The sequence below is a fragment of the Acinetobacter sp. TY2 genome (assembly GCF_046269225.1).
GTDB lineage: Bacteria > Pseudomonadota > Gammaproteobacteria > Pseudomonadales > Moraxellaceae > Acinetobacter.
The window spans coordinates 1-15,102 of the sequence record NZ_JBJZOR010000014.1 but is presented as its reverse complement, the minus strand read 5'-3'; the positions used below and the strand labels follow the sequence as shown (position 1 = coordinate 15,102).

General features: G+C 35.7%; 12 protein-coding genes. 8 read left to right on the top strand and 4 right to left on the bottom strand.

Translation table 11 applies throughout. From position 1 onward, the window contains the following. The first annotated feature begins 399 nt into the window (after positions 1-399). From ACK1JC_RS10255 to ACK1JC_RS10225, 7 genes are all read left to right on the top strand, one after another. Complete coding sequence (locus ACK1JC_RS10255) at positions 400-783, top strand: hypothetical protein (RefSeq protein WP_409511773.1); 384 nt, start codon at positions 400-402, stop codon at positions 781-783. Between the two features lie 314 nt (positions 784-1,097). Then, on the top strand, positions 1,098-2,114 hold the full coding sequence (locus tag ACK1JC_RS10250; protein ID WP_409511772.1) for an aspartate carbamoyltransferase catalytic subunit: 1,017 nt from the start codon (positions 1,098-1,100) through the stop codon (positions 2,112-2,114). A gap of 9 nt (positions 2,115-2,123) precedes the next feature. Beyond that, positions 2,124-3,359 carry an aspartate carbamoyltransferase gene (locus tag ACK1JC_RS10245; RefSeq protein WP_409511771.1) on the top strand — a complete coding sequence of 412 codons (1,236 nt, stop codon included), beginning with the start codon at positions 2,124-2,126 and terminating at the stop codon, positions 3,357-3,359. Positions 3,360-3,490: 131 nt separating this feature from the next. Continuing rightward, a complete protein-coding gene (locus tag ACK1JC_RS10240; protein ID WP_409511770.1) occupies positions 3,491-4,177 on the top strand; it encodes a hypothetical protein in 687 nt (228 codons plus the stop codon). Between the two features lie 101 nt (positions 4,178-4,278). Further along, a complete protein-coding gene (locus ACK1JC_RS10235) occupies positions 4,279-5,181 on the top strand; it encodes a lysozyme inhibitor LprI family protein (RefSeq protein WP_409511769.1) in 903 nt (300 codons plus the stop codon). A gap of 195 nt (positions 5,182-5,376) precedes the next feature. Beyond that, positions 5,377-6,912, top strand: coding sequence for an OmpA family protein (locus ACK1JC_RS10230; RefSeq protein WP_409511768.1), 1,536 nt, complete (start codon positions 5,377-5,379; stop codon positions 6,910-6,912). 151 nt (positions 6,913-7,063) lie between these two features. Next, entirely contained in the window at positions 7,064-7,855 is a 792-nt protein-coding gene (locus ACK1JC_RS10225) for a Rossmann-like and DUF2520 domain-containing protein (protein WP_409511767.1), read from the top strand. A 97-nt stretch (positions 7,856-7,952) separates the two neighbouring features. Here ACK1JC_RS10225 and trmB read toward each other — a convergent pair whose 3' ends face one another. The 4 genes from trmB to ACK1JC_RS10205 form a co-directional block, all read right to left on the bottom strand. After that, positions 7,953-8,669 (bottom strand): tRNA (guanosine(46)-N7)-methyltransferase TrmB, encoded by a 717-nt coding sequence (trmB, locus tag ACK1JC_RS10220; RefSeq protein WP_409511766.1) that lies wholly within the window; start codon positions 8,667-8,669, stop codon positions 7,953-7,955. Between the two features lie 157 nt (positions 8,670-8,826). Beyond that, complete coding sequence (locus tag ACK1JC_RS10215) at positions 8,827-10,746, bottom strand: sensor histidine kinase (RefSeq protein WP_409511765.1); 1,920 nt, start codon at positions 10,744-10,746, stop codon at positions 8,827-8,829. Positions 10,747-11,021: 275 nt separating this feature from the next. After that, on the bottom strand, positions 11,022-12,908 hold the full coding sequence (locus ACK1JC_RS10210) for an ATP-binding protein (RefSeq protein WP_409511764.1): 1,887 nt from the start codon (positions 12,906-12,908) through the stop codon (positions 11,022-11,024). Continuing rightward, a complete protein-coding gene (locus ACK1JC_RS10205; protein ID WP_409511763.1) occupies positions 12,905-13,600 on the bottom strand; it encodes a LuxR C-terminal-related transcriptional regulator in 696 nt (231 codons plus the stop codon). Before ACK1JC_RS10205 ends, ACK1JC_RS10210 begins: the two co-directional genes overlap by 4 nt. A gap of 297 nt (positions 13,601-13,897) precedes the next feature. On the opposite strand from ACK1JC_RS10205, the gene ACK1JC_RS10200 reads away from it, so the two are divergent. Continuing rightward, positions 13,898-15,102, top strand: a 1,205-nt coding sequence (locus tag ACK1JC_RS10200; RefSeq protein WP_409511762.1) for an ESPR-type extended signal peptide-containing protein, incomplete at its 3' end; no start/stop codon positions are given.

The following is a 15,102-nucleotide window of genomic DNA, read 5'->3' as shown; positions in this document are numbered from 1 at the left end:
AAAACTTGACGAATGCGTGATCAAAGATCATTTTTTAAGAAATTACTTTAAATTTGGAACATTGTTGATTGATATGCTTGGAATTTAGACATAGTCCAAATCTTTTTTTTATCTTTATAAAAAAGAACACTTATGTTCGCTTGAATGATTTTAATAGAGCAATAATTTTAATATCGTCATGGGTTTTGTATTAATCCTGATTTCACTACAAATGTGTTGGGTACATTTTATGAGTAAATGATATTTGAAGTTTTGAGTGATTGTGATTCTTAATTGTTCATTGGTTAATGTTGATGCTCTAAAATATTGGTACGTAAATTGCTTAAATACTTATCGTATTTTATCAAGCGAATTATTAGTTATTTTGCTTGAATTTAAAAATAAATCTTTGGGGGTTCTATGCAAGATACAATTCAAGACGTAACAAATACAGGATTTATTGCACATTCAGATGCATTTTCGATAGCAACTTTAATGTACGCTCGTATGCGTCGTGTGGCAGGGCGGATGATTGATGTCATGTATTTGGTGGAAAATAAGACTTATGCAGGTTATATCATTCAACATGCAGCACTCTTACAGGATGAAGAATTAGATCGATTGATTAATCGCTTACAAGCTTTAATTTTAAAAGAAAGCCAGATTGAGATTCATGATGAAGATGATTCTGTTCAAAATAAAGAAAATCTAGAAACTTTCTCGGAATCAACAGGACAGTCAGAAGTCACAAATGAAGAATATCAGGCGCAAGTTTCTCATCACTATATTGGTGCATTACGTTAATTTGAATTCTTTATGCACTTCAATTGGACAGGAATATCGAAGTGCATGATATAGATATTGCTGATTATAATGTGTGAGCGTATTTAATATATTACCTATATTCATTTGAATTTTATGTACATATCTATTTGAGTGTAATGATTAAGCATACTCAAAAATAAGAAAAGCTGAATTTATGTTACTAAAATGATATTTAATTTATCTTATTGAAATGTATTGTCATTATTTTTATTGATCCTGATTGGTGAAAAGTTCATCTGCTATTGGAAATGAATCTCTGTATAATGCATTAACTTAACAATAAGGAATCTCTCATGCACTTGGCGGCATTGCATACACCGAGTCAGATTCAACTCAATCAAGATGGAAATTTAAAACACTTCCTCACCATCGAAGGTCTTTCTAAAGAAACACTGACAAAAATATTGGACACGGCACAGTCCTTTTTTAATGACCAAAATCAGCTAATTAACAATAATTTGCTTGAAGGTCGTACAGTGATGAACCTTTTCTTTGAAAATTCAACACGTACCCGTACCACTTTTGAAGCCGCTGCAAAACGCTTATCTGCCAATGTTTTGAATATTGATATTGCTCGTTCGAGCACATCTAAAGGTGAAACATTACGTGATACCTTGTGGAATCTTGAAGCAATGGCGGCAGATATTTTTGTCGTACGCCATTCATCTTCAGGTGCAGCACATTTTATTGCTAAAGATGTCTGTCCAGATATTGCAATCATTAATGCAGGTGATGGTCGACATGCCCATCCAACGCAAGCGATGTTGGATATGCTGACCATTCGCCGTGAAACTAAAAAGAAATTTGAAGATCTCTCTGTTGCTATTATTGGTGATATTAAACATTCGCGTGTTGCACGTTCAGATGTTGCTGCATTGCAAACATTGGGTTGCACCGATATTCGTGTAGTTGCGCCAAATACTTTGCTACCGTATGGTTTTACTGAATATGGTGAAGGTGTTCGTTTATTCAATAATATGGAAGACGGTATTCGTAATTGTGATGTGATCATTACTTTGCGTATTCAAAATGAACGGATCGATTCTCCTGCATTGGCTTCACAAGCTGAATTTTACAAAATGTATGGTTTAAACAAAGAACGTTTAGCTTTGGCAAAACCAGATTGTATCGTGATGCATCCAGGGCCAATGAACCGTGGTGTAGAAATTGACTCAAGTATCGCTGATGGTGCACAGTCGGTCATTTTGCATCAGGTGACCAATGGTATTGCCGTGCGCATGGCAGTGCTTGCCCTATCTATGCAAGGGCAGTTACAGGAAAAAGGTTTGTTAGATGCGATTGTGGGATAAGGTGAAGTCATGAGTATTGTAAAAATTGAAAATGTTCGTGTCCTTGATCCGATCAAAAAAACGGATACAGTCGAAACGGTTTATATTGAAAATGGTCACCGTGTCGAAGCAAATGAAAACATCGCTGAAACAATTGATGGTCAAGGCAAATGGCTGATGCCAACCATGGTGGATTTGTGTGCACGTTTACGTGAACCAGGTCAACAGCAACATGGAACGCTCAAATCTGAAGGTAAGGCTGCCCGTGAAAATGGGATTTTGCATGTAATTACTCCACCAGATTCAAAGCCAATTGTTCAAGATAATGGTGCATTGATTCATGGCTTAGTTGAAAAAGCCATGTTGGATGGTGGTATCTATTTGCAAGTGATTGGTGCGCAAACACAAGGCTTAAAAGGCAATCAACCTGCAAATATGGCGGGCTTGAAAAAAGGTGGTTGTACCGCCGTGACCAATGCCAATGAAGCTTTTGCCAATGATGATGTTGTGATTCGTTCACTTGAATATGCCGCGGGTTTAGACATGACCGTGGTGTTTTATGCAGAAGAACACCAAATTGCCAAAGATGGCTGTGTACATGAAGGCTTTATGGCTTCACGTCAGGGCTTGCCGACTATTCCTGCTTTGGCAGAAACCATTGCAATTGCCAAATATTTGTTAATGATTGAAGCGACGGGCGTGCGTGCACACTTTGGTTTATTGTCATGTGGTGCGTCGGTAGAGCTAATTAAAGCTGCGAAAGCTAAAGGGTTGCCTGTAACTGCAGATGTTGCGATGCATCAACTACATTTAACTGATCAATTGATTGATGGATTTAATTCGTTGGCACATGTGCGTCCACCATTACGTTCTGAATCTGATAAAGAATTGTTACGGCAAGGTGTGAAAGAAGGAGTGATTGATGCAATTTGTACTCATCATGAACCACTCAGTAGTTCCGCAAAAATGGCACCATTTGCAGAAACTCAACCAGGCTTTACTGCATTTGATAGTTATATTCCATTTGGGATTCAGTTGGTCAATGAAGGTTTGTTCACACCTTTAGAATGGGTTGAAAAAGTGACCATTAAACCTGCACAAGTTGCGAACATGGCCGAACAATGGGCGCAAGAAGCAGGTCTAGTACTGATCGATCCAACGACTGAATGGGTTTTGAGCAAAGACAGTATTATTTCTCAAGGAAAAAATACGCCTTTAATCAATCAGCAAGTAATCGGTAAAGTGGTTAAAACATTTACAGCTTAAGAGTTTTATTTGCTTTTTAGTTTTGCGATTTTAATCTTTAAAGTCAACTTCGGTTGGCTTTTTATTTATTGTGACCTAATTGTTATTTTATTTTGATTTATGTAAAATAATGTAATAAAGAGGGCATATATATGAAACTAAAAACATTTTTAATAATTTCTTCACTTTCTGTTGTTTTATCTGGGTGTAATAGTATTTTCTCAAAACATGTAAAGTGTGATGACGAAAGTGGTTTAAAATTAGTCGAAGAAGTTTTACGTGAAGACTTAAATAAATTATTAGAAAATGAGTTAAAAGGTTTTATTCAGCGTGGTGAGATTAAAGATTTAGATCCTGCAAAACTAAAATTATCTGCTCAAAGTGTCCAGTTCAAATTAGTTGATAGCCGAACAGATCATATTGATCCTGATAGCACTAAAACAACATGTTCATTAGATTTAACGGTGAATATACCTTCGGATCTTGTGAAAAAGTCGGATGAAGCGAGAAGGAAAGTCGGGTTTGATACTGTTGAAGCTCAGGCATTAAAAGAGGATATTGATTATATTGCCGGTAAAATTAGTAAAGATTTGCAATACACTCTTCAACCGACAGATAAGGGAGATAAGGTTATTGCATCTGTGACAGATACTAATGTGATTAGAAAATTTATTTCAGATACTTTGTTGTATGCCTTTTTAAAGCCGCAGATTGAAAAAAATCAGATAAATCAATCTTCAAGAAATTATTCTGAAAAAGAAAATGCAATGATTCAATCACGTACAGAAGCACATGAAGCTGAATATTCGGAAGGTGGTGAGTATTATGAAGGCGAATAATAATTATAAACCATAATTATTAGATGCGTTATGGTTAGTTGATAAAATATGAATCAAATTTAAAGAAACTTTAAAAGATCATTGAATATTGTGGAAACGTTATGAAATATAAAATTTTAGCTTTATTGTGCAGCACTTTGATGTTTGTTGGATGTGATCAAGTGAAGTCCATGACAGGTGGTGGAGTATCATGTAGCAATGAAACAGCCAAAGAGCTAGTTGTAGAAACATTTAGTAAAAGTGTAAGCAATTCTGCCGCTGAGCGAGTGAAGGCATTAATCTCTGAAGAAAATATTACGATTGATATGGGGAAACTTCGCGCTGCATTGAAACAAATTACATTTAATGTCACAGATGTTCGAACCAACTCATCAGACCCAAACAGTAAAAAAGAATACTGTGCGACACAATTTATTGTGAATGTCCCAGGACAAATGATTAAAGATGCTGATGCTGCAAGGGCTGTCTACAATGAGAATAATATTGCTCAAGCAGCGGTTTTATCGGATTTGACACTTGAAGCGAACCAATTAAAAAAAGAACTAGAATATATTGTCCAACCAACGGATGATGGTAAGAAAGTTTATGTAACTTTAGAGAATCCAGATGCATTAGCAATTTTTGTTCGCGATATTGCTATAGATTCTTTACTTAAATCTGCAAGACAAAATGCTGCAGAAGTTGCTCATCAGGAGCAAATGAAGGAAGAGGCACAAGCGAATGCCGATGCCGAAGAATATCAAGCTATTTTAGTCAGTGAGGCTCAAGCTAATTTAGACAAAGCGAATGAAAATTTGAATCTCGTTTGGAATGCAACAACAGCCGATATTCGTAGTCAATTATTGGATGAGCAACGATTGTGGTTAAAAAAACGTGAGTTGGAATGTAAGCTTGAAAGTAGTGGTACGGATAATCCCGAAGTTTATCATTTGAATTGTCAAACCAATATGACAACTCAACGTACTGCTGAATTACGACAAAAAATTTATAATCTGGAACCTTAAAGTCATTTAGATTTATTATTTTTAGTTCGGAGTGAAAGTCAACTTTGGTTGGCTTTTATTTTTGAAAACAGCAACGAATTGAATTACAAAAATTAATAATATTCATAAAAATTTAAGCACATAATGTTGCAGTTATAGACAAATATATGAATTAAATCTCGAAAAAAATAAAATTTTTGATATGAGGAACACTACATGGATCTGCTCGCACTTTTAAAAGATCGTGTTACACCAATGTTAATGACGAGTGAGACATCGGATATCGATGCAAAAAAATATGCACTCGAACAATTTTATCCATTTTTATTGACAGCATTGAAAGCTAAACCTGAGTGGATTGGTATATTTCAAAATAATTTGAATCCACGTTTAAGTGATATTTTTTCAGGGCATACTGAGCTAAAAGATCAATTTTTGGCAGCAATTAGTCAAACCGCATCACCAAATGATGTCGAGTTATTATTGAATCGTTCTATACCACCTGTTTTAAATACAATTGAAGATGAAGCTGGTTCTCGTGATCCGGTGGTCATACAGCATTATTTAAGCCAAAAGCATGAGGGTGATCATCCTAGTCTTGCGCCGTGGGCACAGGCAATTTTGGGCGCGATTGGACTAGGTGGGCTTGCGACCACAGCTCAAGCCACTGTAGCAAGTTTAGGTCAACCAACACTGAATGTTGCTAAAAATGTTGATGAAGCTCTGGTTATACCAAATGAATCTGTAGTGGAGCCGATTGTACCTGTAAGCCCTGAGCCAACAGTTGCACATTCGACAGTTGAACCCACTCCTGCAACGGTACAAAAAAAATCTAATGGCGGCTTCTGGTCTGCTTTAGTAGCATTAATTATTTTGTTGTGTCTGGCTTTTTGGGGTTTACGTAGTTGTAAAAATAATGATGTACAAACAACTCCTGTACAAACCAATCAATCAGGAGCAATAACTGCGCAAAATGATTCAATTTTTATATTATCAACCGATGATAAGGGGCAGCTACAAAGCTGTCAGGCAAATATTGGTGATGCAAGCTTCATTGCGAGTTTACAACAGCAAATTAAACAACTGTTTAGCCATCCAACAGGTTGTGTAACGGGTACAGAAGGTTTTACTTCAGCACTTGTTGATCAAGAAGCTTTTGCTGGTGTATTGAATCTGATTAAAGGCGTACCAGGTGTTTCATTGACTTGGACGGGGAATACTCTGAGCTTGAAAGGTACAGATGCGGTAATTTTACAAAAATTAGCCACACAAATTCAACCTTTGTTAAAAACAGCACATGTTCAATTAGACCAACCCCTTGATATTAATACAGCAGTAAATTCAAGTATTGATCAAGCCCAACAAGCGATGACTGCAATTAATCCTGCACAAGCTCAGCCGCAAGATATTGTAAAAGCATTGAACTTACAGATTATTAATTTTGCTAGTGGCTCAAATGTTATTCCCGAAGCGAATAAGGCTGTTTTAAATCAAGCAGCAACGTTGATGAAAGCATTACCGAACGCTCAGCTTGTGATTAATGGTTATACCGATTCGGTCGGTAATGCAGATTCAAACAAAGTTTTATCACAAAAACGTGCACAGGCTGTGGCTGATTATTTAGTGGCTCAGGGTGTTGATGGATCAAAATTGACAGTACAAGGTTTTGGTCAAGAAAATCCTGTTGCAGATAATACAACCAAAGAAGGACAATTTAAAAACCGTCGTATTGCATTTGATGTTATGCAGTAATTGATATGAAGTAGGCGACATTTTGATGTTTTTCCATAATTTTAATGAGTGAATAGCAGATGTAACGTAAGATAAAGGGATGGGTCATACCACCCCTTTCTTTTTGAAAGTTGAAAAATTGGGATGGGGTAAAGTGTTTGAAGGATGAGTGATGCGTATTAGTTTGATTGGTTCGGGGCGAGTGGCGACACATTTAGCAAAAGTTTTGGCACGATCATATCAGATTGTCCAAATTTATAGTCGTCAGTACACACATGCTGAGCAGCTCGCAGAAAAAGTGAAAGCACAAGCTGTAAATCAAATTGAGTATATTCAATCGGATATTGATTTACTCATTATTGCCGTGAGTGATCAGTCTATTGCACAGGTGATTGAGCAAGTTGCAAAATACTTACCTAATGTATTGACTGTACATACCTCAGGAAGTACGGATTTATGCGTATTGACTCAGTTTCATACACGATCTGGGGTATTTTATCCTTTGCAAACATTTAGTTTAGAGCGAGAAGTTGATTGGTCAACTACGCCACTTTTTGTCGAAGCAAGTACAGCGCAAGATTTAGCAATTTTAAATGATTTAGCGCAAAGTTTAAGCCAAAGCGTGTATTTGTATTCTTCGGCACAACGTTTGAGTTTGCATTTGGCTGCAGTATTTGCCTGTAATTTTAGTAATTATTGTTATGACATGGCAAAACAAGTCACCGATGAACAGCAAGTTGATTTTAGCTTGCTCTATCCATTAATCCTAGAAACTGCGCACAAAGCAACACAAAATGATCCTCGAAGGATGCAGACAGGTCCTGCAATGCGTGGTGATCAGCATATTTTACAAATGCACCAAAGCATGCTTGAAAGTGCTCGGCAAGATGAATTGAAAAGTGCATATACATTATTGAGCGAGCAGATTTTACAGCGTCATCGAGCTCAAGATGGTGTTTATTGAGCTATTGAAAATCAAAAAATAGCTGTTAAACGAAGGTTAAGGTATAAAAAAGAGCAATATGGTACTGCTCTTTTTTATATCTTAGGTTTAAGTGAAATTAATTGATTTTCTTAAAGTAGAAATCATTGATTTTATGACCTGATTCAAGACCACGACGCTCAAATTTAGTTTGTGGACGCCAATCTGGACGAGGGTAGCTATTGCCTTTACCTGCCACATTTTCTAGACGTGGACGGTTATCTAAGACATCAAGCATCCATTCTGCATACGGTTCCCAGTCTGTTGCTGCATGGAATGTACCGCCCATCTCTAATTTTTCTTCAATGAGTGGCATACGGTCATGTGAAACGAAACGACGTTTGAAGTGGCGTTTTTTCTGCCATGGATCAGGGAAATAGAGTTGAACGGCATTGATGCTGTTATCAGGCATTTCACGTAGAACTTGAATGGCATCGGCATCTAATACACGAAGGTTAGTGACTTCTGCAACACTTGCTTCATAGACGCATTGAGCAATACCTGGAATATGAACTTCAATCCCGACGAAGTTACGTTCAGGATTGGCTTTAGCCATAAGCACCAATGAACGTCCCATACCAAAACCGATTTCTACAGTCAGTGGGCGTTCAGGATGTTCAAAATGTTGACGTAAATCGCCAACAGGATATTCCAAAATTAAATGACCATATTGTTCAAGCGCAGTGCGTTGCGATGTGTTCAATGGAGAAGAACGGCGCATAAACGTTACAATTTCACGTTGCTCGTGTAAATCGTCCAGTTCAACAACTTGCGAATCTAATTGATCGTTCGACATAACTCTGGCATATCTAAAAAGGAAAACGGTATTTTAAGACCTGAGCGGTGCAAGTCAATTATTTTAATATTTGAAGTGTATTTTATTGGAAAATGATTGTTGCTATTATGAAGGTAAAAGTTGATTTTGAAGTTATATATCGATAATTTTTAAAACCTTAAATTTGAAAGTTAGATATATGAAAATCATCTGGTTTTTTAATATTCTGCTGTTCTAAATCAGTTGTTTTTCTTGGTAAAATCACTTGAATAGTGGTTTTACCAATTTCAGATTCGAGGTTAAATTGTCCCCCAATTTTTTGTACACGAGTTAGCATACTTTGTAAGCCGATATGTAGGCCTTGTTCAACAGCATCAGGATTAAACCCAATACCATTGTCTGTAATTTCAAGAATGAGTTGTTGTTCATTTTCAATAAATGCAACGCAAATTTCAGTTGCTTGGCTGTGTTTAATGACATTGGTGAGTGCTTCTTCAATAATGCGAGAGAGTGTTAAACATTGAATTGCAGATGGTGCATACATCCATGTATTGGCAAAAGTCCATTTAGAATCAATGTTTAACTCCTCAAAGAGCTGTACAAAACGATGACGCATAGGCGCAACCCATAAGATTGGATCGTCGGCGATTTGTACGCTTGCACTTGAACCAGAATCGATAACTTGGCGTAAATCACTACGTAATAATTTTAAAATGGATATCATTTGATTTTTATCAACTTTTTCATTGTGATCAAGCAGAATCATAGAGCGAACAATTGAGCCACCTAAGCCATCATGTAAGTCATGAGAGAGGTGAATGCGCTCTTGTAAGCGGGCATTTTCTAACGCAAGTTGATGTTGAGCATTGAGTGAAATACTTAGAGATTCTTTAGCTTGAATTATAGAGTCCTCAAGTGTTTTATTAAATTCTTGAATGTATTTGTTATGATTGGCAAGACGTAAGGCTAAAATAAAACCAATTAAAAGTGTATTTATGGGCGATGTATAAGGTGAAAGAATCATACCCTCTAAAGTCAGCATATAATGTGCATCATTGATTGCGATTGGGATAAAAAATAAATATTGTACTGCTAAAACATATGACTCTTTAATTTTTGATTTATAAGCAATATATGGGTATGTGAAGCACTTCATTAAAAAAATAATAACGGCAATTGTGAATGTTACAGGGAGAAGTTTAGGTATGATTTCGTCTGGAGCACTACAAACGAGAATAATCACGATGACATTGAATGTGAATAATGAGCGTTCAATCCATTTGAATTTACGCTGTGCAAAGCGCCATGCGGCAAGACAGCCTGCTGTTGTATACATACAAAAAATAATGTTGATTAATTTATCAACAGAAAGGCTTGAAAGGTTGAAGATAGGTTCATTGTAAATCACTAATCCGCTATAAATTACCCATAAAAATGATACGGCACTAAACCACTTAAAAGCAGTATCTTTCGGTATAAATAGCCAAACCATTAAACATAGAAATCCTACTACCATATTAATCATGATATTAAAGATGGGTAGTGTTTGTTTTTCAAGGCGTTGGTGTTTATAAATGGGCATTATTTTGGCATGCTCACCAAGCCAAATTTGTCCAAGACCGGATTGTTGTGTTGGCGTACCAATGACTTGAATCAGTAATATATTTTTTCCTTGCTGTAGTCCTGAAGAGTTTAAAATCCAATAACGAGGTTGATGCCAACTTCGCGATAGAGGCTCATGTATAGATTGGTCTTGCCAGACAAAATCACCATTACTGTAAAGAGCGCCAGCCATATTGATATTCGAAATGACAAGTGTGATCGGTAATTTTTTATCCGTTGGGCATTGATATGACCATTGCACTTGATACCATGTACTGCCACTGTATTCAGGCCAGCGTTTACGCCATAAATCGGGCAATGTTTTGATAGAACTCCAACCATTGGCAGGAAGTTGATCTAAGTTTTTTGCATTTGATTTTATAGCTTGGATCGATTGAATATTGGTTTGGCATGTTTCAGCTTGTGCAAATGATTTTATTGGGAGTAATGCTAGAAACAACAAAGAAATAAAACTGAGACGATAAAAAAGACTCAATTTTATATCGTTCTGCCGATTAGGTCGCAAGAAATTCCCCTTATTTAAACGTATAAATTATATTGATCAGTATCTTAAAAGGTATGCTGATTTTTATATGCAGATAAAATATGTCGAAGTATTTAAGGCAATGGTAATTTTTATTGGCAAGTTAGCATCTGTATATAATTTAGAACACTGTTGCATTTAAATTATTGACTAAAATTTCTACGATCTATTGTGTGAGTATTTTTAAGAGCGTAATCTTAAATGCATAATATGTAAAGATATTGTACTTAAGTATTATTCTGCTTTAATGGTAGAATTGCTCTTATTACCGTGAGTCCTTTTACTGAACTGATTTGAAAATCGCCACCTAGACGTTTGATTCTAACCTGCATACTTTGAAGTCCCACATGCAGACCTTCTTGTACAAGGTCAACGATAAATCCCTGCCCATTATCTTTAATTTCTAAAATAATCTTCTTTTGCTGATCTTCAATTAAAGAGACTTCAACATCGGTTGCTTGACTATGTTTTACAATGTTGGTTAAAGCCTCCTCAGCAACACGTAATAGCGTTAAACAATTTAAAGCTTGCGGTTTAGTAACCCAATAACTAGAGAAAATCCAAGTAGATTCAATATTCATTTCTTCAAATAATTGTACAAAACGATGCCTTAAAGGTGCGATCCACATTATTGGACTCTCAGGAACTTTAACACCTAAACTTGAACCTGAGTCAATAACTTGTCTTAAGTCATTTCGCAATAATTTAAACATAGAAAGTACTTGATTTTTTTCTATGGTTTCAGAGTGATCGAGTAAAATCATTGAACGTACTAATGATCCGCCTAAACCGTCGTGTAATTCATGTGAAAGATTTAAACGTTCTTGTAGACGCATATTTTCGATTTCAAGTTGATATTTTTTATCTAAAGATTGTTCTAAATCAAAACTGACTTTTTCTACTGTTTCTTCAAGTATTTGGTTAAATTTTTCTATGCGAACAACATCTTGAGAAATTCGATAAGCTAAAATGAAAGAAAAAGCGATACTGGTAATAGGTGCCGCGAAGGGTGTCCAAGGTAACTGATTAGAATGATTAATTAGAATGATTAAGTCATGGAGGATGATGACTAAAAAACTTATAAAAATCACCGTAAGCCATAAAACATCCTTTTGGCGGTTTTTGTAGGCAATCCATTGAAAAAATATACAATTTAAAATAAATATGAAGCTCGAAAAATAGAAACTAAAAGCAAATACTGGTTGTAAATAGGTAGTGGGTGTTATAAGTAAAATTACTGTCAGAATAAAAGTGATCGAAAAAAGTAAAAATTCAAGTTTTTTAAAGTGCTGATGTGCAAAGCGCCATGAAAATAAGCATAGGCAACCAGTATAAGCAAGTAAAAAGATAAGATTTACCCGGGCAGTAAGCAGACTATTAGAAAAAGGAAATGGCTCAAGGGCAATAAAATTATAAGCAAAACATCCCCAAAATAATGATGTTAATGCAAACCAACCATAAGCTTTTTCTTGACGGCGAAATGCCCAAATAATAAAACTAATAGTTCCAACAACAAATGTGATAATAATATTGATAAAAATTAATGTTCTACGTTCAAATATTAATTGTTCTGTTTCATTGATAATGTTTTGAGCGAGACCAAATTTGAGTTGACCTAAACCAGATTGTTGTGAGTTTATCCCAGTGACACGAACTAAAATTTCATTTTGCTCATGTTGTAAGAAAGCTGAAGGTAAAATCCAATAGCGTGGCATATTCCAGCTACGAGAAAGTGGTTCTTGTAATGATTTATCTTGCCATAAAAGCTGATTATTACTGTAAACAGCACCTGCTAAAGTAATACGTTCAATTAAAAATGCAATTGCTTGATTCTGATCTTGGCATTGGTGTTGCCAAATAATTTTATACCAAGCTGTACCCGTGTAGTTTTTCCAGCGAGTCTCCCAATTATCAGGTAATTTTACGTTCTCCCAACCTTGCTGTGGAATTTTCATGGAGTTATTGGGAGCTTGGGCAACTTGCGTACTTATGATTTTAAATTCGCAAAGCTTATTTGAATCATAAGGTTGATGTGTTTCTAAAGGCTGAGCAAGCGCAATGTTATGAATTAAACAAACAAGAATGAAGAACAATTTAAAGAGTCTTGAAATCAATCGAGTAATCCTAAATTTCGCGCTGTATCCACAGCTTTGGAGCGATTCCGTACAGCAAGTTTTCGATAAATATGTTTAATGTGGGACTCAACTGTATAGCGTGATAAGTTTAAATGGTTGGCAATTTCTTTATTGCTTAAACCTTGTGAGACCAATTCAAGAATTTCCAGCTCACGTTTTGACAGCATTCCTTCATTTTCTAATGCGAGGGCATTTTTTTCTACTGTACTGGTGATATTATTTTCATTGAATTGTAATTGTTTTAATATTTTTTGAGCAATAAATGGATCAATTGGAGCTCCGCCACGCAAAATACTACGAATAGAAAATGTAATTTCTAAATCATCACGCTCTTTTAAAACGTAGCCCGTTGCACCAGAACTTAGTGCATTGAAGATAGCATCCTCAGTACTCCATGCAGAGATCACCAAAATGGGAATGGTAGGATCATATTTGTTTAAAGTACTTATAAACTCTATACCATTACCATCTGGTAAGTTTAAATCAACCAATGCAAAAGATACAGAATGCTTCTCTAACAGTGCTCGTGCAATTGCAATATTTTGAGCAAAATAAAGGTCTTCTGATTGATATCCTAAATTATAAAGTATTTCTTTTAAACGTATTTGTATGAGTGGTTCATCTTCCACAATAATGACGGGTACGGGTAAACTTAAATCATTGTTAGGCATATTAAAAACTTCTAATATATTGTTTTATACTGTGGCATGTGACCAAAATAATTACTATCCCTAATATTGGGTATTTGAAATTTAAACAAGACTATTTTTACACTATTTTAGTGGGTAAGTTTTCATTATATTCTAGGATAAACAAGAACAAAGTCCTATTTTTTGTTAATTTATCTAATATTTCTTTTTATTTTTTTTAACTATATAGGCGAAAAATACCCAATCAAAGGGATGAGTTATTTCTTTATAACATGCTCAAATTGAAAATATCTTTAGTTTTTCATTGTAGGGAATGTTATGAATAAAGTATTTAAAGTTATTTTTAATAAATCACTTGGACGTATGGTGATTGTATCTGAAAATGCAAAAAGTCACGGAAAGGCAAAATCAACGCAAAATACAAAAAATCAGTCAGTAGCATCTAAAATAAAAGTCATTAAACCGCTTATTGTAATAAGTAGTCTATTTTTAAGCCCGTATGTTTTTGCAGGAAATATTGTGCAGAGTCTTGCTTGTTCAAATAATACTATGCCGGGTATACAACTTACTTATCGAATTAATGGCAGTAATGCTAGTGCGCAATATATAGGTGGTAGTTATCCAAGTAGTGCAATTGCTGACTTTGCAGATAACGCCGTATCTATTGGGAGTGATTGTAGTAATTTAAATTGGGCATTAAGTAATGCTGTTGCTATAGGTGGTGCAGCTGCATCTATTTCTGGAGTTGCAATAGGAACCGGTGCTTTAGCTTATGATGAATATAATGTGGCAATGGGTTCTCAAGCAAAAGCAAGAGGCAAAAATAGTGTTGCTTTAGGCGCAAATTCAGTTACAGACCGTGCCAATACTTTTGCTGTCGGGAGTGAAACGAATTTACGTCAAATTACGAGTGTTGCAGAAGGAACACAAGCCACAGATGCTGTCAATAAAAAGCAAATGGATGATTCGGTTGGAATCATCAATAATCGAGTAACGACAGAAGTTGGAACGCTGAATACGCGTATAGGTACAGAAGTCGGTACGTTAAATACAAGAATGACATCTGAAGTTGGCACATTAGATGGAAAAATTACCACCAATAGTAATGCGATTAATACATTAGGTGGTCGTGTTACCACGAATGAAGGCGATATTGCCAATTTAAAATCGGGTCAAGGCACACTTAACCAATTGGCAGTGCAATATGATACTACGACACAAGATGTCATTACGCTGAAAGGTACAAGTGGTACGAAAATTACCAATTTACAAAATGGTGATATTTCAACAGTAAGCTCAAAAGATGCGGTAACAGGCGGACAGTTATATACAACGAATACGGCCATTAGCACTTTAGATGGTCGAGTGACAACCGAAGTGGGAACGCTGAATACGCGTATAGGAACAGAAGTCGGCACGTTAAATACAAGAATGACATCTGAAGTCGGCACATTAGATGGAAAAATTACCACCAATAGTAATGCGATTAATACATTAGGTGGTCGTGTTACCACGAATGAAGG

Coding starts and splice junctions, on each gene's coding strand:
- ACK1JC_RS10255 (WP_409511773.1), top strand. CDS start 400: ATGCAAGATACAATTCAAGACGTAACAAATACAGGATTTATTGCACAT.
- ACK1JC_RS10250 (WP_409511772.1), top strand. CDS start 1,098: ATGCACTTGGCGGCATTGCATACACCGAGTCAGATTCAACTCAATCAA.
- ACK1JC_RS10245 (WP_409511771.1), top strand. CDS start 2,124: ATGAGTATTGTAAAAATTGAAAATGTTCGTGTCCTTGATCCGATCAAA.
- ACK1JC_RS10240 (WP_409511770.1), top strand. CDS start 3,491: ATGAAACTAAAAACATTTTTAATAATTTCTTCACTTTCTGTTGTTTTA.
- ACK1JC_RS10235 (WP_409511769.1), top strand. CDS start 4,279: ATGAAATATAAAATTTTAGCTTTATTGTGCAGCACTTTGATGTTTGTT.
- ACK1JC_RS10230 (WP_409511768.1), top strand. CDS start 5,377: ATGGATCTGCTCGCACTTTTAAAAGATCGTGTTACACCAATGTTAATG.
- ACK1JC_RS10225 (WP_409511767.1), top strand. CDS start 7,064: ATGCGTATTAGTTTGATTGGTTCGGGGCGAGTGGCGACACATTTAGCA.
- trmB (WP_409511766.1), bottom strand. CDS start 8,669: ATGTCGAACGATCAATTAGATTCGCAAGTTGTTGAACTGGACGATTTA.
- ACK1JC_RS10205 (WP_409511763.1), bottom strand. CDS start 13,600: ATGCCTAACAATGATTTAAGTTTACCCGTACCCGTCATTATTGTGGAA.